Genomic DNA, 24128 nt, shown 5'->3' with positions numbered 1-24128 from the left:
GACCGGGCAAGGCAGACGACCAATCAGCAGCGAATACGGATGGTCTATCCGGTTCGTGGCCGAGGTGTGCGGACCACGTCACTGAAGGACTCGTGGCTATGCCGAGGTATCTCTACTCAAGAGCGGGCTGGCTTCCGTTGCCGCGGCAACCAATCGGACCTCGAACTCGCGACGCACCATCCGGCTGCATGGCGTGAAGTGGTGCACGCGTTCGTCTCATGTCCGCGTGTTCACACGCGCCTGCGGTGAGTCGATCAAGCCCAACGACCGTCCGGTTACAGACTGTTGCCGCGCAGGTACCCGCGATAGCCTGCACTGTGCCCTGTGCGGCACAAACGGCACAGGTGAGGGGTGCGAGGGGGATCGTGGAGCGGCGGGACGTGCGGGGGCACTACGAGGAGTTGGCGGCCGAGTACGACGAGCACTGGGTCTACGGCCCTAACTACGTTCCCTGGATGTCCGGCCGGATCGTCCAGGCTCTGCAGCTGGGCCCCATGGACCGGATCGCCGACGTCGGCTGCGGGACGGGCCTGTTCGCCAGGGAAGTGGCCCAGCAGCTTGGGCCCCGTCATCCCATTGTGTGCGTCGATCCTTCCGAGGCAATGCTGCGCCAGCTCGGGACGCCACCTCCGGCCCTGCTGACTCCGATCGTTGCGTCCGCCGAGGACATCGCCGAAGGACGCACCCGTCTGCCCTACGAGCAGCTCGATGCGATGTGGCTGAAAGAGTCGGTGCACCACGTGACCGATCCGACGCACACGCTGGGTGGTCTGGCCGGCCGGCTGGCGCCCGGGGGCCGGCTGCTGGTGGTGATGCTGCCGGCCAGCATCCAGTACCCGCTGTTCCAGGCGGCCCTGACGCGGTTCGAGGAGCTGCAGCCCGATCCGGCCGTTATGGAGGGGCACTTGCGAGCCGCCGGGCTGGAAGCCGGTCTCGACTATGTCGAGCATGAGCTGCGCATCGAGCGGGAGAAGTACTTCGGCATGGTGCGCGCCCGCTACATGTCGCTGCTGTCCACCTTCAGCGACAGCGAGATCGAGAAGGGGATCGAGGAGATGCGAGTCGCTCATCCGGAGCCCGTGTTGGTGTTTCCGGACCGGTTCGCGTTCGTCCTCGGCCGGCGACGAGGGGAGCCCGCGTGAGTACCATGGTCGACGAACGGCTGCGGCGCTTGCGGAGTGAACTCGACGACCATTCGCGGATCGCCGATCGGCTGGGGCTTGATCTGGAACGGCCGTTACGGTCCCTCAACGACGGCTATCCGGAGAACGCGGTTGCCCTGGTGGGGAAGCTGACCGAGAAGCTGCTCAAGGAGCTGTGGCGCCACCATGGCGTCGAAGGTGACCCGTCGACGAAGGCCCTGAACGATCTGGTCAAGCGGTGCCGCCCGTATATCCGCAGCAGCACGGTCGTGGATGGGCTCGAGGACATTCGACGGCTGCGCAACCGGTCGACACACGACGGGTACGACATCAGTGACGAGGACGGGCTGCTGGCGGTCCGCCGGCTCGTGGACGTGCTGGTCTGGTTCACCGGCACCGGGAGTGCGGCCCTTCTCGGTGGCGAGCCCGACTTGGCACCCGAGGTGGCGCGTCGCTGCGAGTTCCTTGCCGGGCTGTACGTCACTCTCGGCTACCGGCAGGCGAAGCGGTTCGTCCTCAGCCCGGACACCGTGTATCAGCTGTTTTGTCGCGAGTCGGGGATGCGGCTGGAGTACGTGGAGCTGATGCTCTCCCGTGATGCCGACGACCTGAGCACCGTCCTTGCCGCCAGCGGTGGAGAACTGTTACGCACCCGGCTGCCCAAGCTCACCCGGTTCGTCGTCCTGGACGACGACGGCGGTGCGGCGCCGGGCGCGCTCCACCAGATGCTGGGGTTGGACTTCCGGATCGTGCGGTACAACGGTTTCGTCGACACCATCGTCAATATCGACGCCCACCTCGCCGATCTCACCTCCAGTGCCACCCCGGCGGAGATGAGGGCCCCTGTCGCCGCGGCGGCACTGACCACCGACCCACGCACCGGCGAGTCGACGGTGGAGCAGTTTGGCGACGCGGCGGAGCTCGTGACGCGTCTGGCGCGGGGCAGTGCGAACGTGCTGGTCACCGGGCGTCCGGGGAGCGGAAAGAGCACGCTCCTGCGCTCGCTGGCCGCCGATGCGGAGATCCGGCGCTTTCGCTTCTACTTCGATCTCGGTCTCAAACCGAAGGACGAACCGTTCTCCGAGTACGCGGGCCGTCTCCTCGCGCCCGCCATGACGTCGGACCGCTCGCGCGCATACGACCTCTTCCTTTACCTGATCCGTTCGGGGACGGCTTTGTGCGTGTTGGATGCCGTCGACGAGGGCGTCGAGGAATCAAGCCCTGCCGGTTTCCTGCGGCTCTTCACCGATCTCGCGGCCGTCCTGTCCGCCGAGTCGGCGGTCGTCATGAGTTCTCGGGTGTCCTTCCTCGCGGACTCGCCGCAGGTACGTCAGCTGCTGGACAGCGGCGCGGGCCGCTCGGAGCAGTTGGTCGAGCAGATGTACGCGAACGGCGTCGACCCGTCACGGGTGCCGCACTTCCATGTCGTACGCCTGGCCGACCCCGAGGCAACCCCACTGGAGAAGCACCTCACCACAACCCTGAACCTCCCTGAGAACAAGCCACTCGCGGACATCCTCGGCGCTCACATCACGCGGACGCTGGCCGAGCGGGGGCGGGGCGATCTGGAGCAGCGGCTGCCCGCAGCGTTCGGACAGGCTTTCCTCACCGACCGCACCGTGTTCTCCCTGCTCGATGTGCACCGGCAGTTGGGGGCCGACGCCTTCACGGACGGCCGCCTCGCTCTCGACGCCTGTGTCCTGGCACCGCTGCTGCGCCCCGCCGGCCCCGATCACGTCGCCTTCGCGCACACGGCATACCAGGAACTACTGGCCGCCAGGTTTCTGGCCGATCCGGCGAACCGGGACCTGACAGCCGGCCTTCCCGGCGGAGCCTTCCTCACGGAGCAGGTGCGCGCCTTCCTCGCCGCAATGCCCGGCGGCGGGGACAGCGATGACTGCGTGCTGCCCGCCGGAGCGTACCTGATCGGTCCGGCTGAACGGCTGCTGATCCGCCGCATAGGGCGCCCCGTGCGCTTCGACCGCCATGCGGTGACCGTCGCCCGCTACCGCCGCTTCCTCGACACCCTCGACGCGGACGGCAGATCGCCGTGGGACCACCCCGACCAGCCGGCCGAGGTCACACACCGTCCCTGGACCGACCGGCTGACGCGGCCCGACTACTACGAGAATCCGCGCTACGCCGCCCACCCGGCGATCTGCGTCAACTGGTGGAGTGCGTACGCGTTTGCCGCGTTCGAAGGCAAGCGGCTGCCGACCTGTCTGGAATGGGAGGCCGCCGCGCGGGGCACCGACGGGCGGCTTTTCCCCTGGGGCGACACATCCGACAGCGCGCGGGTCAACTGCGCCGACACATGGGTCGGTCGGCCTGTCGTGACGTATCAGGCGTGGTATCGCCACTTCGCGGGCGACGCCATTCGGCGGGCCGGGGTGACCCGCATCGACGAACGGCCCGGCAACCGCTCTCCCTTCGGTGTCATCGACATGGTGGGCAACTGCTGGGAATGGACCTCCACCAGCCTGGACGATCCCGGCGAGGCCGTCATCTGCGGCGGCAGCTACGACAACCCGATGCGTGCGGTGCAGACCAGCACCAAAGGCATCTACCGCAAGCGCGGCGGGAGCAACGCGGTCGGCTTCCGGTGCGTGCAGGACATCGACACGTCCCAGGCCAAGGAGACGACAGCATGAGCGGCAGCGGGCCGCGTCACGGAACCATCGTCGACAGGCGCCCCAACGGCGGCGGGCCGAACGGTGCGATCGGCTCCTACGTCGTCCGGGACGACGAAGACGAGCGGTACTACACCTTCGACTACCGGCAGATCGTGACCGAGGGGTTCCGGACCATCCGCACGGGCGAACGCGTCCGCTTCCATGTCAGCGCCCAAAGCCCCGACCGGGCGGAGTTCGTCATTCGACTCGACCAGCCCGACCCGGCCGAGTACTACCGGTGACCGCCCACCAGGTTCCCCTGCTGGAGAACGTCACCGGGGCGCGCCAGGAGCTGACCGTCGTGCTGCCCGTGCGACTGCTGCGCCTGCCCAACTGGCCCGAAGGGCCCTTCCCGTTCGAACTGGGCAGTCGCCGCACCGATGCTCAGACACGGGCCACCTACTTTGCACCCGCCTCCGCCCGCGCGCTCTACGGGGCGCCGGGACGACCGCGGCGCTGGCACTTGCCCCTGGACGTCAAGCATGACGGGATGCACCTGCTCGGCATGGAACTTCTCCGAGCGGCCACCGCTCGCGATCCCGAACACGCCCTCGCCGTCCTCCACTTCAGCGTCGAAAGACCGCTGCTGCCCGTACTACGAGCCCTGCGACGACCCGACCCGGACAACGAACCGCTCTCCGGGCCCTTCGACCCGGTCGGCCTTCTCGCCGGCAACGCCGACGTCCGCGACCCGGACGCGCCCTTCGCCATAGCCCGGCCCTACACCATCGCCTTCATCACCCCGACGGCACAGCACTCCCCCGCCCTCCGCACAGGCCCCGAAAGGGCACTGCCCGCCACCGCGGACCGCTGGCTGTGGCAACTGGCCTCACGCTCCACACCGGAGGACTTCCCCCTCCCACCGGAGACGGCCAGCGAACAACTCAAGGACACGGTGAGAATCTCGGCGGACTGGAGCGCCCTGGTGCTGCGTCAAGGGGCCGCCTTCCTCGGCCACCGGACCGACACCGGTGCAGGCGACTTCTTCGAGTTCGGGGCACTGCACTCCCGTACCGTCTATCTCGACGCCCTGCTCCTTGGCTCCCTCCAGCGCGACCACATCGACGAACTCACCGACGAACTCTCCGAGGTATTCACCTCCTCACAGCTGGCACGCCGCGTCGCCACACTGGAGAGGAACATCGCCGTCTTCCGCAGCACCTACTGGCGACAACACCTCACCGCCCACGGCCCGGCAAACGATCTGCTCCTCGCCTTCCAAAACCAGCACCGGCTACCCGCCCGCTTCAACGAGATCCTGGCCGAAGCCGCCGACTACAGCAGGCTCGTCCAGACACAGGAAAGCCAGCAAATCAGCGGAGCCCTCGGCGTCCTCACCATCCTCGGCCTACCCCTCGGCACCGCGCTGAGCATCCTGCAGGTCCTCGGCGACAACTCCGCAACACACCTGCTCATCGCCCTCGGACTATCCATCGCCGCCACAGCAGCAGTCCTCACCACACGCTACGGCCGCCTGGTCCTGTCATCCCTGCGAGGCGGAAACGACAAGACCTAAGACCAGGAAAGGTGGCCCCCCTGGACGAACCGCTGGACGGCGCCGATCGAAACGAAGAGCGTCGTCGTGCAGGAAACGCGCCATCCGATCCGCGCGATGACGTGCAGGATGAGGGGCGCCCGTAGGGAATCTCACCCGAGACCGGACCTGCCGCCTACTCTGGCAGTGACAAAGGTGCTAGGAGGGGCCAAGCCGTGATGTCTCAAGATGCATCCCCGGACCCGTACGCTGACCCGTTGGTGTTCGGCCAACGCCTGCAGATCTTGCGCACGCGCAGGGGCATGACCCGAGAACAGCTCGGCGGGCTGGTCGGTAAGTCCGGCTCGTGGGTCAAGAGCGTCGAGACCGGGCGCCTGCGGACCCCGAAGCTCGAAATGATCCTCCGCATCGCCGAAGTGCTCCGCGTGCGGGATCTGGCGGATCTCACCGGCAGCCAATCCATGCACATCAGCCTGTTCACCGGCCCTGGCCACCCACGGCTCGCCCCAGTCAAGGCCGCGGTCGACGCCTTTCCGGTGACCACGCAGCGCGCGGCACCGCCGGCCGCGCACCTTCAAGCGCGCCTCGCACGGGCCTGGTCGGCGCGACACTCGGCGCCGAACCACCGCGAGGTGATCGGAGCGCTCCTGCCGGACCTGATTGCAGACGCACAGCTCGCCGTACGGCAGGCCGAGACCGGCGCGGACCGTAGAGCTGCGCAAGCCGTGCTGGCCGAGGTCTATTCGCTGACCCAGTTCTTCGTGGCCTACCAGCCCGATGCGCCCTTGTTGTGGCGGGTGGCCGAGCGCGGGCTGGTCGCCGCACAAGAATCCGAGAACCCGCACGCCATCGGTGTTGCCGCCTGGCTGGCGGCTCAAGCACACCGGGACGCCGGCCCTGGGCACTTCGATGCCGCGGACGCGGTGAACCTCGAAACGCTTGCCTATCTGGAACCGCTCCTGCCCGACGCCTGCGACGACGTTCTCGCGATCAGCGGTGCGCTGACCTTCGAGGCCGGATACACGGCGGCCCGGCGCGGTCAGACCGGTACGGCGTGGCGGTACTGGGACCGGGCACGTGAGATGGCGGCCCGGCTCCCGCAGGACTACTACCACCCTGTCACCTCCTTCTCCCGAGCCGTCATGGGCGCGCATGCCGTCACCGTGGCAGTGGAGCTCCACCAGGGCGGCGAGTCCGTACGGCAAGCCGCTGCAGCGGATGCCGTCACGATCCCGTCCCGGCCGCGGCGCGCCCGTCACCGCATCGAAGAGGCTCGCGGCTACCAGCTCGACGGACAACCGGACGTTGCGCTCGCCACGTTGAATCAAGCACACGAGGCCGCTCCCGAGACGATCAAGTACAACGGCTACGCAAAGCGGATCATCCTCGAAGAAGCCGAATCGAAGAGCCCGGCCCGGCGCCGACGGGCGTCCCAACTGGCGGTAAAGCTGGGCCTCTTGGCTGCATGACGGTAAGGGGCACAATCTGTGCCCCTACCCTCCTGTCGCCGCTTCTACGGTCGAAGACCACAAGAGACCCCGGCGACCGCTCACGACGGTCCCGGGGCGTGGCCAACGCTGCAAGGAGCGTCGACATGACGAACGGTACTGCCCGCCCCCAGCGCCCAGCGGGCGCCAAGATGGTGCTCCGCGTCTACACCATCACACGCGAAGGCCTCGTGACGCCGCCGCGCGCTACCGTGACCGTGCCCTACGGCTTCAAGCCCGCGCGCGAGTTACCCAGCACGCAACTACCGCCCTGCGCCTGCCCCGTCCACCGCTCGGCAGGTCCCGCCCGATGAACAGCCTCCTGGATACGCGAGCCGAAACGCCGCCGGTGGACATCGAGACGATGCGCCAGAGCGTCGGCCGACTGCTCGGACCGGACGCCACATCGCCAGAGAGCGACGGGCTGGCCGAGCTGACCGGCCTGCTGCGTGGCCACATGCAGTTGATCATCCCTGAGGTCGAGCAGGTGGCCGGGAAACTGCCCATGGATGACGTGCCCCGGTACTGCGCCCTCGCCTGCATCGGCGAGGCCCGCGCCAAGCTGCGAGCCACCGCCGGCGACGGGCCGGACCGGGCCGTGGCCTACGCCCGGAGGCTCGCGCGCTCCCTGGCGGCGTTGTGTGACCACTACGAGGCGCTGACCGGCGTGGAGATGTGCCTGGCCTGCGACAAGCCGATCAGAGACCGTGAGGACTCGGTGCCCTACGGGCATGTCAGTGCCTCCGGTGGAGCCGCCTGCGCAGGCCGCATCCACACCCGATGCGCCCACACGCTTCGCCGCCGCTGACGAAAAGCCCACCGTCCCGTTGAACACAGGCCGCAACCCGCGGCGAGGAAAGGCCGCACGGCACCCCCGCCCCGGCCGCAGGCCGCAGCACCGCCACTTCGGCCACTCCGCTGCCCCGTCTCAGCGGGGCCGCGGCGGGCGAAGCCCACACACGCCCGCCTCAGGCCCTTGTCCCTGGACAGGTCGAGCCCTGGGGCGGACACCTCACCTCTCTTCACACCCTCACCTCGATGGGAACCCCTCGATGAGCGTCAGCACGGCCAGCGCAGCGAACCCGGCCACGAGCCGGCTCGTGCCCTACATCACCAGCCGTGCCGGCGAGCGTCCCGACCTGCTGTTGTCGCTGCGCACCCAGCGCGGCCCCGACGGGCACCTGCAGTTGGGCTACTGGGACGAGTACAAGGCGGACCGTGACCTGCGGGGCGTGTTGTGGGGCCGCTGCTCCCAAACGATCGGCGCCGACGGCCTGCCCATCGGGCGGCCGCACTGGCGGATGGTCCACCCCTCCCGCCAGCGCGAGTGCATGGAGCAGCTGCGCTGCCAGGTGTGCGCCCAGAGTGCCCGTACCCGCCACGGCATCGTCTTCCTCGCCGGACCGGGTGAGGTGCGGCCGCAGGAGGCGGTGGTGCGTACCGCGCAGCCCCCGGTCTGCCCCCAGCACGCCCGAGCAGCGGCGGAGCAGTGCCCGCACCTCGACGGCCGGCCGACCGTGTTCCTCGTGCAGAGCGCACCGCTGTATGGGGTGATCGGCACCCCCTACCAGTACGGCGACGGCGGGCTCCAGGCGCTGACCGCCGCCGACGAACGGCTGCCGTACGGGCATCCAGGACTGCGTTGGTTCCTCGCCTCGCAGATGGTGCGCAGACTCCGCGCCTACACCGTCATCACCTTGGATGATCTCCCCGGCCCCTGACCGCGCAGCTTCCTCAAGCCCCCGCCCCCTTGCCCTGGCAGCCCCCGGCCGGACGCAGGGGGCGGGCCCCCACCCCGGTGCCGGGCCACTCCCCCTCCCCCCGGCCCGGCACCGGGGACTCCCCCATCCGACGCCCGGGGCTGCAGGGGTGCTTTCAGTGGTCGGCGGTGACGAGGTCTTCGAGCTGGCGGGCGAGCTCCGCGCTGGGCTGCGGGATGGTGCCAAGACCGTCGACCTGGTCGACATCCAGGTCCTCGACTGCCTCCCTGACGGCGTCCTCCGGCACGGCCGCAGCCGCAACTGGCAGGGCAAGGCGGACTTCCACTCCGCCGGGCCCGGGTGTGGCGTTGACGACCTCATGGGGCACCGGGGCGTACTGGGGCAGGGTTCGTCCTCGAGGGCTTCGACCTGTTTGGCCCAGTAGCGGGCGTCGCGCCATTCGCCGCGGCGTAGGTGCTTGAGGTAGAGGCAGATGGCACCGGTGGCCTGGCCGCCGCTGGCGGCGTACTGGAGCCAGAACTGGGCGCCTTCCTCCCGGTCGGCCAGCATGAGCAGGCATGCGAAGGCGAGGGCGTCGCCGGGGTCGCGGTACGCCGACGGCGGCCTCCGGGACGTCCTGAGCAACCAGGACCTCTGCCCCGCCTGTTGGCACGTGGACGGAGGAGGCTGCATGTAGCCGCGTGGCATGCCCTACACGACCTGCTGGCGGCCCCGGGCAGCGCGGGCTTGCTCGGCCGCCGGGTGGGATCCGACGGCGGCGGGCGCGGCGTCGCCGAGAATATGCATCTCCCCGCTGTAGGGGCAGTTCGGGTTGCACCCCTGCTCCTCGTGGTCGATGGTGCCGGTGGTCAGGTGGTACAGATGGGCCCCCGTGTCCGCGATGCCCGCGGGGGCGCTGACCATGGTGATGAACTGGGTCAGTTGTGCTGCCGCCGCGGCCAGGGAGAACACGAAGACGTTCTCCTTGCGGCGCAGTTCATGGTCGGTGGGCAGCCCGGTGATGTACTCGGGGTCGTCGAGCAGCCCGCTGCGCTCCAGCGCGACGTGGCCGGGGTCGTACTGGCCGAGGCATTCGATGCAGGCTCGGCCCGGGGCCGCGACGTGGCCGCGCCACTCGGCGCCGCGCATGCGGCCGTTGCTCGTGGTAACGCTGACACCGCCGTCGATGACGGGGATGAGGTGGGCGTAGGCCAGCAGGTTGAGGATCTGGCGGGGCCAGGGACGGTCGACGCAGGAGAAGAGCACGTCGCAGTCGGCCGCGGCGGCGAAGCCGTCGGGCTCGACCACGCTCGCCTCGAGTGCGACGACGCGGAATGCCGGGTTCGTTGCGGCGCGGCGGGCGGCCTCGGCCGCCAGGTCGACCTTGGCCCGGTGGAGCTGGGCATCGCTCCGGGTCGCGTGCAGGAGCCGGTCGAGGTTGACGGATTCGACGGCGTCGAAGTCGAGCAAGGTCAGCTGCCCGATACCGGTGCGGGCGAGCGCCTCGACGATCGGCATGCCGACGGAGCCCGTGCCGATGACGCCGATGTTGAGGCGGGCCAGGGTCTCCTGGACGGTTGCTCCCCATGCGGAGACGGTCCGCAGCTGGGTGTCGGGGGCGGGCGGGGCCGGCATGAGCCGGGGGTTGAAGGTGGCGGTGAACTGTCGGCCGACGACGCGGACGTTTCCCGCGTGCAGGGGCTCGTACTGGCGGCGGCCGTGGCGTTGCCAGATCCGGGCACTGTGAGCGTGGTCGGCACCGCTGAACGTCATGCCGAGCAGCGGCAGGCCGGTCAGGGCCATGGCCTGGGCGGCGAAGCCTTCCTCGGCGGCATGGTCGACCGGGTTGAGCCCCTGCCAGCCGTGGCCGCGGGGGTGCGAGTGGATCAGCCCGACACCGCAGTTCTGGGCGGCGGCGAGCTGCGCGGCGCGCCGGAAGTAGGCGCTGGTGAAGTCGACGGTGCCGTGGACGATGCGGTCGCTTTCAGCAGGCAGAACGGCGTCGACGACGAGCGCGGAGGTGCGGTGCGCGCCGGTGGAGGGCCGCCACAGTACGAAGCAGCAGTCCTCCTGGCCGTCGGCACGGGTCAGGTGGTCGGTGAGGCGGCGGGCCATGTCCGTGGGCATCGCCGCGCCGAATCGGGTGATCACGAGGTTCCCCCGGGGGCGAGCTGGGCGAACAGGGTCCGCAGGTGACGCAGGTAGCCGCGGACGCTGCGGTCGGCGGCCCAGTTGGTGGCGGGACGGCTCCAGTACTCCCATTCGCCGCCCAGCGGTGAGGGGTGGACGGCGCCGTGGGGGTGGCCGAGCCGGGGGCTGACCTGAGGGCCGCCGGGCGGCGTGACGGGGAAGTCCTGCATGGCCTGCAGGCCGATCTGGACCGTGGTGCCTGCCCGGGGGCCGGCCTCGATGGTGTACTCGAAGACGACGAACTCGCCGACGGGGGTGGTGGTCTGCTGCGGCGTGTAGCCGGCGGCGAGGAGGCCCGCGTGCAGCGCGGCGGGCCCCCACAGCGGCTGGCCGGTGGTCACGAGGTGGGGGTCGGGCCGGTGAACAGGGACACGAACTTCTGGTCCGGGTGGACGGTGATCGGCTCGTCGCCCTTGTCCTTGAAGGACTTGAGGTGGCGGCCCTCGACGCGCTCGAGGTAGTGCGTGGCCGGGTCGATGCCGTCCAGGCGCAGGATTTCGTTCGGGGTCGTGTGCTGCGGGACTCCCGGGAGCGGCTCGTTATCGACTTCGATCGTGACGGTGTGGGTGTGGGTGGTCGCCGTCATGGCGCCGCCTCCTCTTCTCCCGGCACTTGGCCGGGCTGGGGCTGGAAGTGCATGGGCACTACCAGCAAGAATGAAGTTTGATGAACCCAATAGGTGCATATAACTTCTCGATCTTGGCCAGATGCTAGCATGCACCTACTGGGTAAACGCAAGTGATTCTTGGGGCGATAGGTGGAGATCTTCTTCGTCGACGGTGAGCTGGCCCGGTCCTGCAACGACGGCGTCATACGCACGCGCCGCTTCGGTACCGTCGTCGCGCCAGTGCTGCGGCGCCGCCTGGCGGAGATCGCCGCGGCTGCCCACCTCGCAGAACTGCGCCGCCTGCCCCAGGCTCGGCTGCGCGGGCATGCGGACGGCCGACTGCTGGTAGCCCTCGGCCCGACCGCGGACCTGCACCTGCGTCCTCGCGACGACCCCCCACCCATGGCCGACGGCCACCTCGTCGAGTGGGCCGTCCGCTCCCTGCTCGTCACCGGCGTCCAACTCGCCCCGCAGCCTGAGCTCCCTCCCCTCATCCGAAGAGAGGCTTCTCGATGAACCCCGGCGCCGACCCACTCGCGTACGCACCCGACTCGATCCCCCACCCCGGGGAGACCCTCAAGGACACCCTGGACGAACTCGGCATCCCCCAAGCCGACCTCGCCCGTCGCACCGGCCTGTCCACCAAGCACATCAACCAGGTCATCAAGGGCACCGCACCGCTCAGCCCCGACACCGCGCTCCTGCTCGAGCGCACCACCGGCGTGCCTGCCACCCTGTGGAACTCCTTGGAGGCGGCCTACCGCACCCAGCAGGCCCGCGAGGAAGAGAGCAAAGCACTCGCCTCACGGGTCGACTGGCTCAGCCGTTTCCCCCTGGCCGAGCTCGTGAAGCTCAAGATCCTCCCCAACCGTGAGAAGACCCCCGCCAACCTGCTCAGGCTGCTGGACTGGTTCGGCGTCGCCGACCCCGATACAGCCGAGGACGTCTGGCGCAGCTACCGCACGGCGTTCCGCCGATCCACCGTGCTGGAACCCAACGAGTACACCACGGCCACCTGGCTGCGCCTGGCCGAGCTCCGCGCCCGGGAACTGGACACCCACCCCTTCGACAAGAGCCGTCTCACCGCGCTGCTCCCGAAGCTGCGCGCCCTGACCCTGGCCGAGCAGGACACCTGGATCGAGGATCTCCCACGGCTATGCGCCGAGGTCGGCGTCGCGGTGGTCTTCGTCCCAGCGCTACCCAAGACCAGGGTGTCCGGTGCGACCCGCTGGCTCACCCCGGAGAAGGTGCTCGTGGCACTCAGCGACCGCTTCAAGAAGGACGACCAGTTCTGGTTCAGCTTCTTCCACGAGCTGGGTCACGTCCTCCTACACGGCAAGCGCCTGACCTTCATGGACGACAGCGACAATTTCTCTTCCTCCAAGGTCCACGAGGATCCCGACGAAGACGAGGCCAACGAGTTCGCCGCGAACACCCTGATCCCCCTCCCCTACACCGCCGACTACCAGCAACTACGTGCCAAGCCCATGCCGTTCAGCCGGATCGAAGCCTTCGCACGCAGAGTCGGCATCGCTCCCGGCATCGTCGTCGGCCGACTGCAGCACGACGACGCGCTCGACTGGAAGTATGGCAACAACCTCAAACGCACCGTGACCCTGATCTGAAAAGCCATCAGCAGACAGATCCCTTAGGGCGGGCCGATCCGACACACCACGCCGCCCAGGCCGCGCAGGAAGGCGCAACACGAGCATGCCGCTCCCCGGCACCGCATTCAGCCACCCCTCCCCTACCACCGACACCGATGAGGCGCGGTGGATCGCATGCGACGAGTCCGGGTGGGACGGGGAGCAGCTCCTCAACGGCAACCGCTACCTGGTCTACGCGTCCGTGGCCATCGATGACGCGCAGGCCGGCCCCGTGGTCAAGCAGTTGCGGGAGAGAGCAGGTGCCCGCCAGGCCCCGGAGTTGAAGTTCCGCCCCTTCAAGGACCGGCCCGACCGCCGGGAAGCGCTCCGCGAGCTGTGGGGGCCGGGCGGGGCACTGGCCGGCCGGTGCTCGGTGTACCTCGTCGACAAGGAGTACGCGGTCGTGGCGAAGGTCATCGACCTACTCCTCGAGGAACAGGCTCATGCTGCCGGGGTCGACCTCTACGCCGGAGGCCAGGTGCAGCGGATGGCCCGCACGCTCGCCACGCAAGGACGACGCGCGCTGCGGGGCCCAGGCTTCACACGGCTGCTGAGCGCCTTCGTCGCGCTGGCCTCGGCTCGGGGGCGCAAGGATCCGGAAACTGCGGTGGATCGGTTCTATGAGGAGTTGGAGGCAGCCTGGGCCGCCTCCACTCGCCGGGAGGTTACCGAGATCCTCTTCCAACTGCGCGGCACCCGCGGTCACGCCGATCTGCTGCACGACGATGACCTGCCGTTCGGCATGCTGGAGATGCTGGTCCCGGCTCTGGGGCAAGCCGCCCGCTACTGGGCTGGTCGCCTGGGACCGGTCCATGTCCTTGCCGACGAGCAACGCTCCCTCACCGACGAGGCGCTGGAGGTTCTGGGCCGCCAACTGCGTCGGACCTGGGGGGCGACACCTTCCTCCCTCATTCCCGGTCGGCCTATCCGCTCCCTGGCCCGCGGAGAGTCCATCACTCACCCCTCAATCCAGCTCGCCGACCTCCTCGCTGGTGCCACAGCCGCAGCCGTAACCAGCGCCCTCGAGAATCAGCACAGCGAAGCCGGCGACGACCTGTCGGCCGTGATTCTCCCCCTGATCGACCCGGACTCCCTATTGCCTTGAGCAGTTCGTCAGGAACGGGGAAGGAGGGGAAAGCGGTCGTAGTCCCGTTGGCCAGGGAAGGCGATGTTTTCGACGTGGTTGCCGGGCACGGAGGCTCGATAGAAGACTTCCGCGTCGGCGGGAGCGTATCCCAGGGCCTTGCCGACGAAGGCGTGGAGCAGTGACGGGAAGATGCGGTGGTCGGCGGTGGGATCGGACAGGTCGAGCAGGGCGGTCACCAGCGCCAGTCGTCCGATGGTGGACAGCACTGCGGCAAGTTCGGGGTGGGTTTCGTGGTAGCGCCAGTAGACGGCCTCGCCGCCCCAGAAGCTGAAGAAGCGGCGAACGCCTGGCAGGTTGTGCTCCAGCGGCGCCGTCGACAGGACGAGGCACACCTGTCCGTCACGGCCGCACCCACCTGCCGTGCGTGAGGGAGTTCTCCCGGGCCAGCAGCGCGTACTGTTCCACGGTGAGCAGCCCCGCACTCGAGGGCCTGGTCGAGACGCTCATGGACCAGGGCGAGGTCGAGCGGCCGTAGGCCCTGTGAGCGGATCATCTCGGCTTCGTGGTCGAGAAGGCGTGTGCAGTGCCGGGCCGGGACCAGATGCCCAGCCAGCATTCGATGCGCCTCGTCCTCGTGCTCGTGGAGGGGGAGGTCGACGTAAAGGTCCAGCTCTTCCAGATCGGCTTCCGTCGCTCGCTGCTGGACGAAGGCAGCGAAGGGCTTGGGCAAGTCGTCAGATCGTCTGCGTCGACAACGAGCGCGTTCCCTGCAGCATGAGCGGTCATAGCCGCTCAGTGTCGCGGCTCCGGCGCTGCCCGCGCCAACCACCCGCTCATCGCCAGTTCCCTTCAGCGGCGGGGCGGTTACGATCACTACGGTCGGCCGACGGCTGCCGCGTCCCCCGCCCCCGCAGTACCTGGAAGAGAGCCGGATCGAGCGACTCTCCCTATCGCTGGGCGGCTGCCTGCGCGGCCCACAGGAAATCCTGGAGGCGCCCTCACTCACGGCCTCGGCCATGTCGACGGCCAGGCCGAGGCCCCCCTCCACATCGCCCACGACCGCGCCTACGCCGCCGCCGGCGCAAAGACCTCGGCGGCCCGAGCTCTGCTCGCCGCCGAAAACGCTCTGCTGCGCGCTTGAAGACGACTGCGCATATCGTTACGCAAAACCGTTCAGGGAAACCACCGACCATGACGGGTCAGACGCCGGCTGCCTGCGCCCACAGGCTGCTGCCGCTGCCGGGCGGCAAGAGGCTGACGAATTGTCTTCACAGTGCAGGTGCCCGGGCCTGCCGGTGTGGGCAGGATGCAACGAGTCCAGCCGCCAGGTGGGTTGAGGGGGAGCGGGTGCGAATTCAGGTACGGGTCGATGGAGTGCGGCAACAAGAAGCCGAGCTGCGCTCTTTGCAGGGCTGGTTGCGGCGCGAGCCAGCGGCGCGCGGGGAGAATCTCTCGTTGGCCGGCAAGGCCCCCGAGCCGGGTTCCATGGGGCAGTTGATTGATGCCCTGGAGTTGGTGACCGGCAACGGCTGGAGCGCGGCGTCGTTCGTGTTGTCGCTGGTCACATGGCGGCAGACCCGGCCCCGGCCGACTCGGGTGGTGATTCGACATGGTGCTGTCGAGGTGAGTCTGACAGAGGGGACGGTCGAGGAAGTGCGGCGAATCGTGGCCGCACTAGAGCAGGCAGACAGCACGCCACGGTCCACGTCGTGAGCGCGCTACCCAATCCGGTTATATCCTGGGCCGTGCTCGTCGGTGTCAGCCACTACACCCGGCTCGAGTCACTGCCAGCCGTGGCCAACAACCTGCCCGAGCTAGCAGCCGTGCTGACGAGCCCGCTCTCATGGGGTCTGCCGGCCGACCACTGCACGGTGGTCGCCGAACCGGCCACCGCACCAGCCATGCTGGATGCCGTACAACACGCCGCGGAGCTCACCGAGGACACCCTGCTCATCTACTTTGCCGGGCATGGCCTCCTCGACAGCCGCGGTGACCTCTTCTTCGGCCTACCCGATGCGGTCTCTGGTCGCAGCCACACCGGCGTCACCTACCAGGCCCTGCGCGAAATCCTGACGGACTCACCGGCACAGCGGTTCGTCATCGTCCTGGACTGCTGCATGAGTGGACGGGCCCTGGGACTGATGGCTGGCAGCGATCAGCTGGCGGACCAGGCCGAGATCGAAGGCAGCTACCTGCTGGCGGCAGCACCCGACAACGGCCGAGCCTTGGCCCCGCCCGGGGCCACGTACACCGCATTTACCGGCGAGTTGCTGCGCATCCTGCGCCAGGGCATCCCCGGCCAGGCCCGAGACCTGGACTTGGACCTGGTCTACCGACAGCTGCGCACGACGCTGGCGGCGCAAAGTCTGCCACAGCCGCAAAAACGTGTCCGCAACACCGCCGGACGGCTCATCCTCGCCCACAATCAGGCCTACCTGCCCACACCGGCCGACACTCTCGCTGACGCTACAGGAGCGGAGTGGCCCGACCCGGAACAGTGCCACACACCGCGCGCCTTCCTCGACGCCCTCGGCGAAGTGCGCGCAGTCAGCGGCCAGACCATCAAAACCGTCAGCCAGCGGGTCGACCCGCCCATGTCCCCCGCCACCATCAGCACCCTCCTCAACCGCACAACCCTCCCCCGGACCTGGAAGACCATGGCCCTCTACCTCGCCGCCTGCGGCCTGCCCTCGGACCGGATCGAGGCGTGGAAAGTCACCTGGCACAACTTGCGCACCACCGAACAACTAGCACCCGCTTCCCCGCCGACCGGCGACACCCCAATCCGTTCGCGTGGATGGCGGCCGCGCCTGCCGGGAAGGCAGCGCAACAGACCATGAGCGCGCCTTGCCACGCGTGGGGCGTCACCGCCGTAGGACGACAGGACGGCGGTGCGATGTCACCGCCCCGCCGAGGACGAGGAGGTGGGCGAGGGCTGAGGCGTCGTGCCGCTGGCGTCCGACCCGTGCGAAAACAAACCCAACCAGGCCCCTACCACGAGCAGTCCGACCACCACCACACCCGTAGCGGACTTCTTCGCCTGCGTCGTCTTACTTGACGACCGGTTCACCCAGTGCCCTGCGCGGTAGTACCGACCCGAACGCCCCGCCACGTCCAACACCCCCGAAGCCCACGTCATATGACGGCGGACCACCCGTCATCCAGCCACAGAGTGTTGCAGCCACGCGGCCAACCGAGCAGTGGATGAACCAGAATTGGCCGATACACGCCATTACCTACCGTGGCATCATCGGCACGGCCGTCCAACCCGTGGGGCACACTGATGGTTCTGGTGCCACTGCGACGCAGGAGACCCGGAAGGCCCGCGTCCGCCCCGTACCATGCAGACCCGACCCGCCTGACCCGTGCCCTGCAACGTCACGCCTTCCGCCACACACGGAGGAGCAGGACATGACCGAAGAAATCCGGAGCGCCCTCGCCACCGCTCTCTCCGCCCTGACCGCACTGATCAACAGTCGGCGCCGCCCTGGCACGTCAAAGACGCGGTGGACGTCTCCAACGCACGGTACCGGCAGACCTTCGACGAGCTCGAGTTGGGCCGGCCGCAAACCTGGCATCAACGGCGCACGCCGCCGAAGTCAAAATCCCGGCTCGCGTTGACGGGTCGCCAACGGTCCGTCTCGAAGAGACGTTGGGTGTGTTCCACTGGTGCGAGGTTGAGCTGCGTAGCCGGAGCGAGCGCAGCGACGGGCCCGGTACGGCCTGTCGAGACACGCGGACGTACCCGGCGTCCTGGCAGGCCCAGTGGCTGATGTGGTCCTTGGGCATCGCTGCGTCCATCACCTGGTCCCGTCGGCCCGTGCAGGCCGCGGGGTGCTTACTGATAGACCACGGCGATGTCCGTGGGATGGAAACTGCTGGCGCCGGTGGGACGGTAGTCGATGGTCCAGGTGCTGCTGGCGGGATCGGGCCCGCCGAAGAGATCACCGTGGGGGCATCCGAAGGACATGGTTTTGCCAGCGATGGCGACGCCGGACCCCTGATAGGAATCGCAGACCTGTCCATCGGCAAGCACGATCTTGAAGGGGAAGGGCTGCTGTTCATCCATGCCGCTGGTATCAGGGAGTGCCTCGGTAAGTTTGATCTTGAAAACCTTGCCTATGGCGCCGGAGGTGGGGCATAGCACGGCTGGACTGAGGTCATTGGGCGGGCTGAAGCAGGGGTCCTTCAGTTCGCTGCCGACGATGCACCGGTAGGCGTCGGAGCGGAAGGCCGCCTGGGAGGAGGCGAAGCAGCTGCCGTCAGCGCTCGCGACGACGCGGACGTCGTCAGCGGGCTCGCCGAACGTCCAGGGCGTGTAGGTGTTGACCTGGGTGACAGGGCGCGAAGACGGCGTGGGGGCGGACCCGGCCAGCGAACTGGTTGCTGCGTGCGGCTTCCTTGATGGCGAAGTGGGTGTGGTGGAGGCGGCCGCCTGAGCCTGCGCGGTGGAGCCAGCAGCACTGTGGCGGACGGGGGGTGCAGACGGTGTCAAGGCATGGCCGGCTGCGGGCGACTGACGGGAGAGGGCGTAGGCGACCAGCGTCGCCGAGAGAGCGCCTGAGAGGGCGGCGGTGATAGCGGCCTTGTGCCACCAGCGCATGCCGCGGCCGGCTGGCGTGGCAGTGCCTGGATGGGTGTAGGGCGCGGTGAGCGGGGCCGGCTCCCGCAGCAGGCGGGGCAGGTCCCTGCTCAGGGGTCGCTGGCGTGGATCGGAGCGAAGGGTTGCGCTGACCGCGCGCACAAGGTGGGTCGGAAGTCCGCTCAGATCCGGTGTGGTGTGCTGGATGCGGTAGGCGAGCGCTTCGGCAGGCCCAGTACCGAAGGGGTGACGTCCTAGGGCGGCAGAGGCGACCACGAGCCCCCATGTGAACACATCGGCCGCAGGACCCGCGGTTCCGGTGGCCAGCTGCTCGGGCGCCAGGTACCCAGGGGTGCCCAGCCTCCAGCCGGTGCGGGTCACCGCGGTGGCGTCGGCGAGCTGTGCAATGCCGAAGTCGATCACTTTCGGGCCGTCCGCGCCCAGCAGCACGTTCGACGGCTTCAGGTCGCGGTGGACGATTCCGGCCGCGTGAATCGTCTCCAATGCCTGCGCCAAGGCCTCCGCAAGCCGCGCGACATCCGCTGCGGGCAGGGGGCCGGCCTCCAGGCGCTCGGCGAGGGAGCCTCCGGGAACGTACTCCGTGACCAGGTACGGCATCTCCCCTGCTGTGGGCAGGTGCACTACCTCGACCACGTGGGGGCTGCTGACTGCGGCAAGAGCCCGGGCTTCACGATGAAAACGCTCCCTGAACACCGCGTCATCCGCATACTCCGAGCGCATGATCTTCACGGCAGCTTGCCGGCCCGCATCGTCCTCGCCTAGATACACCACACCCATCCCACCGGCTCCCAACCGGCCCAACAGCCGGAAACCACCGCAGGTACGCGGATCCTTCTCCCCCAACTCCTGCAACACGCTGCACCCCCACTACAGCGCCACCCGCACGGCAGCGCTCCCCACGCACATCATGGCCCACACAGCGCACCGTTGAGTCACCCGGAGCCCAACTCTGTGAGCAGTCCGCTGCGCCCCCCTGGATGGGTCACGCTCATCTGGCAGCGCAACAGGCCCGGGGCCTTGCGTAGCCGGGTGCGCGAGCTCTGGAGCGGGCAGCTTTTCGGTCAAGGGCAGCAAAAACAAAGAAGGCTCTGCGGCCTTGGTGGACGCGGGGTTAACCGCACGGTTCCACCGCCGCCACCTCGAGCTGGGCGGGTCCACCGGAATATCGCCGAAGTGGCGAAGCTCTGGCGCCGCAGCGGACGTGCAGCGCGCTGTCGGTGGCGGCGAACCCGACCCTGAACCCCGGCCTGGTCGGGGTTTGGTGTCAGGAGACCTGCTGCTTCTCTCCCATGGGCTCCTCCGCGGCCCCTTCCAGATACTGCCGTCGTTCCACGTCGGCGCTCGACAGGTAAGCGTCCAGTCCAGCGGCCGCCGACGGGGAGAGGACCTCCGTGTCAGGCCGACCGTGGAGGCGGAGCAAGACGTGGTCGTCGGCGACGAGGCAGTCGGTGTAGGGCAGGGTGTGTGACAGCAGCCGGGCGAAGTCCTCGCAGGCCGACCGCACATGGACCCGGTCAAGGCCGAGCCAGACGTGCAGCGTGTCATTCTGAACGGTCAGTTCGACGGCGATCCGAGCGTCGGCTGCCTCGGCCGCCTCACCGCACCACCTCAGCGTCTCGTGCAGCGCGCCGAGATGGAGGGGCAGCGGGAGGAAGTCCTCCTGGCGCATGTCGTCGCCCACCGTCACAGTGGTACGCGGCGCCTGTTCGGGCCACCAGTCCTGCACGACGTCGCGGATCAATGCGGCCCACGATCCACTGTTCATCGCGCGCCGCACGGCGTCCGCCGAGTGGCGCCGGATCATACTCGCGGCGTCGGTCCCCTGGTCGGCCGCCATCCGGCGCAGCAGGGACCGGTGCCCCAGGCGGGTGTCGTCGAGCACCCGCCGGTACAGCTCGCGCAGTGTGTCGGGGACGGCCTCGGTGTCCGGCTCGAGTAGAGGGCGGACGCGTTCGGTCCAGGCGCGGAACGCGTCGGGGTCGCCGGTGGTGAGGAGGTCGGTGCCGAGGTCGCCGCGGGCGAGGATGCGGGCGCGCTGGCGTTCCGATGCCGGGCCGAGGCCGTCGAGTTGGGCACGGAGGCGGAGCGGCAGACTCCGTGGGTCTGACGGTCGCCGTCCGGGCTACCGCGCGCGGGCCAGCCGTCGCTCTCGCTGGTGTTCCTGTCGCGATTGACCGCAGCACGCCGCTTCTCTTCGACAGCGCCGATTGCTTGGGCCACTCCGATTGCTCTCCCACGGGGAAGCGCTTGATCCTCGTCCGACGCTCCAGGTCTGCGGCCGACAAGGCGTCCTCAGCCGGGTACGGAGCCGCGCTCTCCGGGGTGCGCTCCCAGCCCTCGTCGCCCTGGCAGCGAACGGCCCGCGCGGAAGGCCTTGCCTCGGGTCGCGGCCTGGTTCTTGAGGCGGGCGTGGAGGACAGTGGTCAGATGGCACAGACCGCGTCCGCAACGACCACAGGGTGGAGACGATGACGCGCACACCGCGGCGGTGAGAGCCGTGTCGAGAGTGCGGACGCCCGCACCGGCACATCTCCAGGCAGACCCCCTGCCCTGGGCTACACAAATCCACTACGATCTTCACACTACTGCCCTGTTGGGGAGACTCGGTGAGGTTCTCTTACCGGGATTCGGGGCGTCTTTCAGGGGTGGGGTTTCGAAGCATGCCTGATCTCGTTGAGGTCAACAGCGCCGGTGCGCCTGCACCGGGACAGCTTGTGACGGTCCGCAATCGTCAGTGGATCGCCTCGGATGTCGTGGCCAGCACGGTGGCCTCCAGCGACGCGACCGCATCGTTCACCACGCCGCCCCAGCACGTCGTCACTTTGGTGTCAATTGAGGACGATGCCCGCGATGAGGAACTGCGGGTGGTTTGGGAACTGGAGTACGGGGCGGTCGCCCATGACCAGCACGTCCTGCCCTCCCCCAAGCGGGGCTTCGACGAGCCCGAACGGCTGGATGCGTTCTTGGACGCGGTGCGCTGGGGTGCCATCGCCTCGGCGGACCGCACCGCGTTGCAGGCGCCGTTCCGTTCCGGCATTCAGATCGAGGACTACCAGTTGGACCCGGTGGTGCGGGCGCTGTCGATGCCCCGCACCAATCTCCTCGTCGCCGACGACGTGGGTCTCGGTAAGACCGTCGAGGCAGGCCTGGTGATGCAGGAGCTGATGCTTCGCCACCGGGCCCGGACGATGCTCGTGGTGTGTCCAGCCGGCCTGACCGTGCAGTGGCGGGATGAGATGCGCGACAAGTTCGGCCTGGACTTCCGCATCGTCGACACCGGCATGCTCAAGGAACTGCGCCGCTCCCGCGGCCTGTACGCGAACCCGTGGACGCATTACCCGCGGCTGATCGTCAGCATCGACTGGCTCAAACGGGAGCGTCCGATGCGGTTGCTGCGCGAGGTGCTCCCGCCGGTGCCGAACTATCCGCGGGCCTTCGATCTGCTGGTGGTCGACGAGGTGCACACTTGTGTGCCGTCCGGCACCGGCCGATACGCGGTGGATTCTCAGCGGACCCGGGCGATCCGGGAGCTGGCTCCGCACTGCGAGCACCGGCTGTTCTTGTCGGCCACCCCACACAACGGCTATCTGGAGTCGTTCACCGCACTGTTGGAGCTGCTGGACGACCAGCGGTTCGCTCGCGGCGTCAAGCCGAATCCCGAGCAGCTCGCGCAGGTCATGGTGCGCCGGCTCAAGCGTGATCTGCCGCCGCGCTGGGACGGCACTCCCCGCTTCCCTGAACGTGTCCTCGAAGTGCTGCCAGTCCGATACGACGACGCCGAACGTGAAGCACACGGCATGCTCGCCTCCTACGCGGCCAGCCGCAGGCAGGCGGCCTCGGGCGCGGCGCAGCGTACCGCCGCGGACTTCGTCACCACGCTGCTGAAGAAGCGGCTGTTCTCCTCCCCCAAGGCGTTCGCCGAGACGGTGGACGCGCACCTGGCGACGATGAACGCCCGCGAGCACGGGCCCCTCGGACTGGCTACGCGCCCGTCGTTGGCCGAGGAGGCGGGCACGCGGGTGCTGCGGCCTCTGATCGACCGGCTGGAGGAGACCGCCGAGGACGATGCGGCGTTCGCCTCCGCGGCCACGGAAGCGTTCAGTGCGGTGCGTGAGGTCGCTGCGCCGCTGTCGGCCGAGGAGCGAAAACTGCTGGAGCGCCTGCGCTCGTGGGCGCGGAGCGCGCAGGACCGGGCGGATGGGAAGTTCCGCGCGTTCACGACCTGGCTCGACCCGATCGTCCGCCCCGGCGGCCAGTGGTCCGACCAGCGGGTCATCGTGTTCACCGAGTACCGCGACACCCAGCGGTGGCTGTATGAGCGGCTGATTGCCGCCGGGGTTCCGGCCGAGCGGATCGCCCAGCTTCACGGCGGTCAGGACGAGAAGGAGCGCGAGCACGTCAAGAACGTCTTCCAGGAGTCCCCGCACCTGCCTGGTGGTGAGGTGAGGATCCTGCTGGCCACGGACGCGGCCAGCGAGGGCATCAACCTGCAGCGGTACTGCCACCGGCTGCTGCACTGGGAGATTCCGTGGAACCCCAACCGGCTCGAGCAACGCAACGGCCGCATCGACCGGCACGGCCAGCGCGCCTCGCGCGTGGAGGTGTTCCACTTCGTGCCCGCCGGCTGGGAACGCGCGGAGGCCGACCCGGGTGCCTTCGCCGAGGGCTCGCTGGAGAACGAGCTGTACTTCCTGCACCACGCCGCGCGCAAGGTCGACCAGATCCGCGAGGACCTCGGCAGCGCCGGCGAAGTGATCGCCACTCAGGTCGAGCAGAAAATGCTCGGGAAGCGCGCCGACTGGCAGACCGCTGATGCAGAGATCACCCGCCGATCCGGGCGGGCGGTGCTGAAGATCGAACGTGACCTGGCCCGGGACCTGCAGCGGCTCACCGAGGCGCTGGCCGACAGCCGCAGCGAACTGAACCTCTCCCCCGCCACCGTCGAGCGGGTCGTCCGTACCGGGCTGGCCCTCGCCCACCGCAAGGACCTCATACCGACCAAGGCGCCCGAGGGAGTCCGCGCCGCGTGCTTCCGCCTGCCCGAGCTTCCCGGGGCCTGGGCCGATGCCCGCAACGACGGCCTGCACCACCCGGTCACCGGCGCCGAGCGGCCCATCACCTTCGATGCCGACGCGGTCGCCGACCGCACCGACCTGGTCCTGCTCTACCTGGGCCACCGGCTGGTGCAGATGTGCCTGCGCCTGCTGCGCGCCGAGATCTGGGCCGGCGGCAACAGCGCGAAGCTCTCCCGGGTCACTGCCCGCGTCGTCCCCAGCGCGACCCTGCGCACCCCGGCTGTCATCGCCCACGGCCGGGAGGTGGTCACCGGCTCGGAAGGCACCCGCCTTCACGAGGAGATCGTGACCGCCGGCGGTCTGATCGAGGGCGGCAAGCTGGTCCGCGCTAACGACTTGGTGCGCGATTGAGGGTGGGGCGTGCTGGCCTGGAGGGTTGGCTGGTGGGTGATTACCGCATGGCTGTGCGGTCGGAGACCAGACC

General features: G+C 68.9%; 22 protein-coding genes and 1 pseudogene. 16 read left to right on the top strand and 7 right to left on the bottom strand.

Going from position 1 to position 24128, the window contains the following annotated elements:
- The first annotated feature begins 365 nt into the window (after positions 1-365).
- From ABZ904_RS28890 to ABZ904_RS28855, 8 genes are all read left to right on the top strand, one after another.
- Positions 366-1142, top strand: coding sequence for a class I SAM-dependent methyltransferase (locus ABZ904_RS28890; RefSeq protein WP_361826357.1), 777 nt, complete (start codon positions 366-368; stop codon positions 1140-1142).
- A gap of 5 nt (positions 1143-1147) precedes the next feature.
- Positions 1148-3793, top strand: coding sequence for an SUMF1/EgtB/PvdO family nonheme iron enzyme (locus tag ABZ904_RS28885; RefSeq protein WP_361826538.1), 2646 nt, complete (start codon positions 1148-1150; stop codon positions 3791-3793).
- Positions 3790-4056: a hypothetical protein gene (locus ABZ904_RS28880; protein WP_361826354.1), complete on the top strand. Its 267-nt coding sequence runs from the start codon at positions 3790-3792 to the stop codon at positions 4054-4056. The genes ABZ904_RS28885 and ABZ904_RS28880 overlap by 4 nt, the downstream gene beginning before the upstream one ends.
- Positions 4053-5330: a hypothetical protein gene (locus ABZ904_RS28875; RefSeq protein WP_361826352.1), complete on the top strand. Its 1278-nt coding sequence runs from the start codon at positions 4053-4055 to the stop codon at positions 5328-5330. Before ABZ904_RS28880 ends, ABZ904_RS28875 begins: the two co-directional genes overlap by 4 nt.
- A gap of 197 nt (positions 5331-5527) precedes the next feature.
- Positions 5528-6778: a helix-turn-helix transcriptional regulator gene (locus ABZ904_RS28870; protein ID WP_361826349.1), complete on the top strand. Its 1251-nt coding sequence runs from the start codon at positions 5528-5530 to the stop codon at positions 6776-6778.
- A gap of 125 nt (positions 6779-6903) precedes the next feature.
- Positions 6904-7110: a hypothetical protein gene (locus ABZ904_RS28865; protein WP_361826346.1), complete on the top strand. Its 207-nt coding sequence runs from the start codon at positions 6904-6906 to the stop codon at positions 7108-7110.
- Entirely contained in the window at positions 7107-7604 is a 498-nt protein-coding gene (locus ABZ904_RS28860) for a DUF6415 family natural product biosynthesis protein (RefSeq protein WP_361826344.1), read from the top strand. The genes ABZ904_RS28865 and ABZ904_RS28860 overlap by 4 nt, the downstream gene beginning before the upstream one ends.
- A 244-nt stretch (positions 7605-7848) precedes the next feature.
- The gene (locus ABZ904_RS28855; protein WP_361826341.1) at positions 7849-8517 is read left to right on the top strand and encodes a hypothetical protein; all 669 of its coding nucleotides are present in this window, start codon (positions 7849-7851) and stop codon (positions 8515-8517) included.
- Between the two features lie 154 nt (positions 8518-8671).
- Here the strand turns inward: ABZ904_RS28855 and ABZ904_RS28850 are convergent, their stop codons facing one another.
- The 4 genes from ABZ904_RS28850 to ABZ904_RS28835 form a co-directional block, all read right to left on the bottom strand.
- Positions 8672-8884 (bottom strand): hypothetical protein, encoded by a 213-nt coding sequence (locus tag ABZ904_RS28850; protein ID WP_361826338.1) that lies wholly within the window; start codon positions 8882-8884, stop codon positions 8672-8674.
- A 323-nt stretch (positions 8885-9207) separates the two neighbouring features.
- Entirely contained in the window at positions 9208-10647 is a 1440-nt protein-coding gene (locus ABZ904_RS28845; RefSeq protein WP_361826335.1) for a ThiF family adenylyltransferase, read from the bottom strand.
- Positions 10644-11027 carry a hypothetical protein gene (locus ABZ904_RS28840; RefSeq protein WP_361826333.1) on the bottom strand — a complete coding sequence of 128 codons (384 nt, stop codon included), beginning with the start codon at positions 11025-11027 and terminating at the stop codon, positions 10644-10646. The genes ABZ904_RS28845 and ABZ904_RS28840 overlap by 4 nt, the downstream gene beginning before the upstream one ends.
- Positions 11024-11272 (bottom strand): hypothetical protein, encoded by a 249-nt coding sequence (locus ABZ904_RS28835; RefSeq protein ID WP_361826330.1) that lies wholly within the window; start codon positions 11270-11272, stop codon positions 11024-11026. The genes ABZ904_RS28840 and ABZ904_RS28835 overlap by 4 nt, the downstream gene beginning before the upstream one ends.
- 171 nt (positions 11273-11443) lie before the next feature.
- On the opposite strand from ABZ904_RS28835, the gene ABZ904_RS28830 reads away from it, so the two are divergent.
- The 3 genes from ABZ904_RS28830 (at position 11444) to ABZ904_RS28820 (ending at position 14044) form a co-directional block, all read left to right on the top strand.
- Positions 11444-11809, top strand: coding sequence for a hypothetical protein (locus ABZ904_RS28830; protein WP_361826327.1), 366 nt, complete (start codon positions 11444-11446; stop codon positions 11807-11809).
- The gene (locus tag ABZ904_RS28825; RefSeq protein WP_361826324.1) at positions 11806-12918 is read left to right on the top strand and encodes a HigA family addiction module antitoxin; all 1113 of its coding nucleotides are present in this window, start codon (positions 11806-11808) and stop codon (positions 12916-12918) included. The genes ABZ904_RS28830 and ABZ904_RS28825 overlap by 4 nt, the downstream gene beginning before the upstream one ends.
- A gap of 85 nt (positions 12919-13003) precedes the next feature.
- The gene (locus ABZ904_RS28820) at positions 13004-14044 is read left to right on the top strand and encodes a hypothetical protein (protein WP_361826321.1); all 1041 of its coding nucleotides are present in this window, start codon (positions 13004-13006) and stop codon (positions 14042-14044) included.
- A gap of 8 nt (positions 14045-14052) precedes the next feature.
- On the opposite strand, the gene ABZ904_RS28815 is transcribed toward ABZ904_RS28820, so the two are convergent.
- On the bottom strand, positions 14053-14418 hold the full coding sequence (locus ABZ904_RS28815; protein WP_361826318.1) for a hypothetical protein: 366 nt from the start codon (positions 14416-14418) through the stop codon (positions 14053-14055).
- A 170-nt stretch (positions 14419-14588) separates the two neighbouring features.
- On the opposite strand from ABZ904_RS28815, the gene ABZ904_RS28810 reads away from it, so the two are divergent.
- From ABZ904_RS28810 to ABZ904_RS28795, 4 genes and pseudogenes are all read left to right on the top strand, one after another.
- Positions 14589-14804 (top strand): hypothetical protein, encoded by a 216-nt coding sequence (locus ABZ904_RS28810; protein ID WP_361826315.1) that lies wholly within the window; start codon positions 14589-14591, stop codon positions 14802-14804.
- 213 nt (positions 14805-15017) lie between these two features.
- A pseudogene (locus ABZ904_RS28805) lies at positions 15018-15161 on the top strand (tetratricopeptide repeat protein); the annotation flags it as partial.
- Between the two features lie 212 nt (positions 15162-15373).
- Positions 15374-15739, top strand: a complete 366-nt coding sequence (locus ABZ904_RS28800) for a hypothetical protein (protein ID WP_361826312.1) — start codon at positions 15374-15376, stop codon at positions 15737-15739.
- The gene (locus ABZ904_RS28795; RefSeq protein ID WP_361826309.1) at positions 15736-16866 is read left to right on the top strand and encodes a caspase family protein; all 1131 of its coding nucleotides are present in this window, start codon (positions 15736-15738) and stop codon (positions 16864-16866) included. The genes ABZ904_RS28800 and ABZ904_RS28795 overlap by 4 nt, the downstream gene beginning before the upstream one ends.
- A gap of 998 nt (positions 16867-17864) precedes the next feature.
- On the opposite strand, the gene ABZ904_RS28790 is transcribed toward ABZ904_RS28795, so the two are convergent.
- Both ABZ904_RS28790 and ABZ904_RS28785 read right to left on the bottom strand, forming a co-directional pair.
- Positions 17865-19484, bottom strand: a complete 1620-nt coding sequence (locus tag ABZ904_RS28790) for a protein kinase (protein WP_361826306.1) — start codon at positions 19482-19484, stop codon at positions 17865-17867.
- Positions 19485-19893: 409 nt separating this feature from the next.
- Entirely contained in the window at positions 19894-20511 is a 618-nt protein-coding gene (locus ABZ904_RS28785; protein WP_361826303.1) for a hypothetical protein, read from the bottom strand.
- A gap of 778 nt (positions 20512-21289) precedes the next feature.
- On the opposite strand from ABZ904_RS28785, the gene drmD reads away from it, so the two are divergent.
- Positions 21290-24055, top strand: a complete 2766-nt coding sequence (gene drmD, locus ABZ904_RS28780; protein ID WP_361826300.1) for a DISARM system SNF2-like helicase DrmD — start codon at positions 21290-21292, stop codon at positions 24053-24055.
- Positions 24056-24128: the final 73 nt, after the last annotated feature.

This window comes from Streptomyces sp. NPDC046900 (assembly GCF_040644975.1).
In the GTDB taxonomy this organism is placed as follows: domain Bacteria; phylum Actinomycetota; class Actinomycetes; order Streptomycetales; family Streptomycetaceae; genus Streptomyces.
This window is presented reverse-complemented; position numbering and strand designations above follow the sequence as displayed.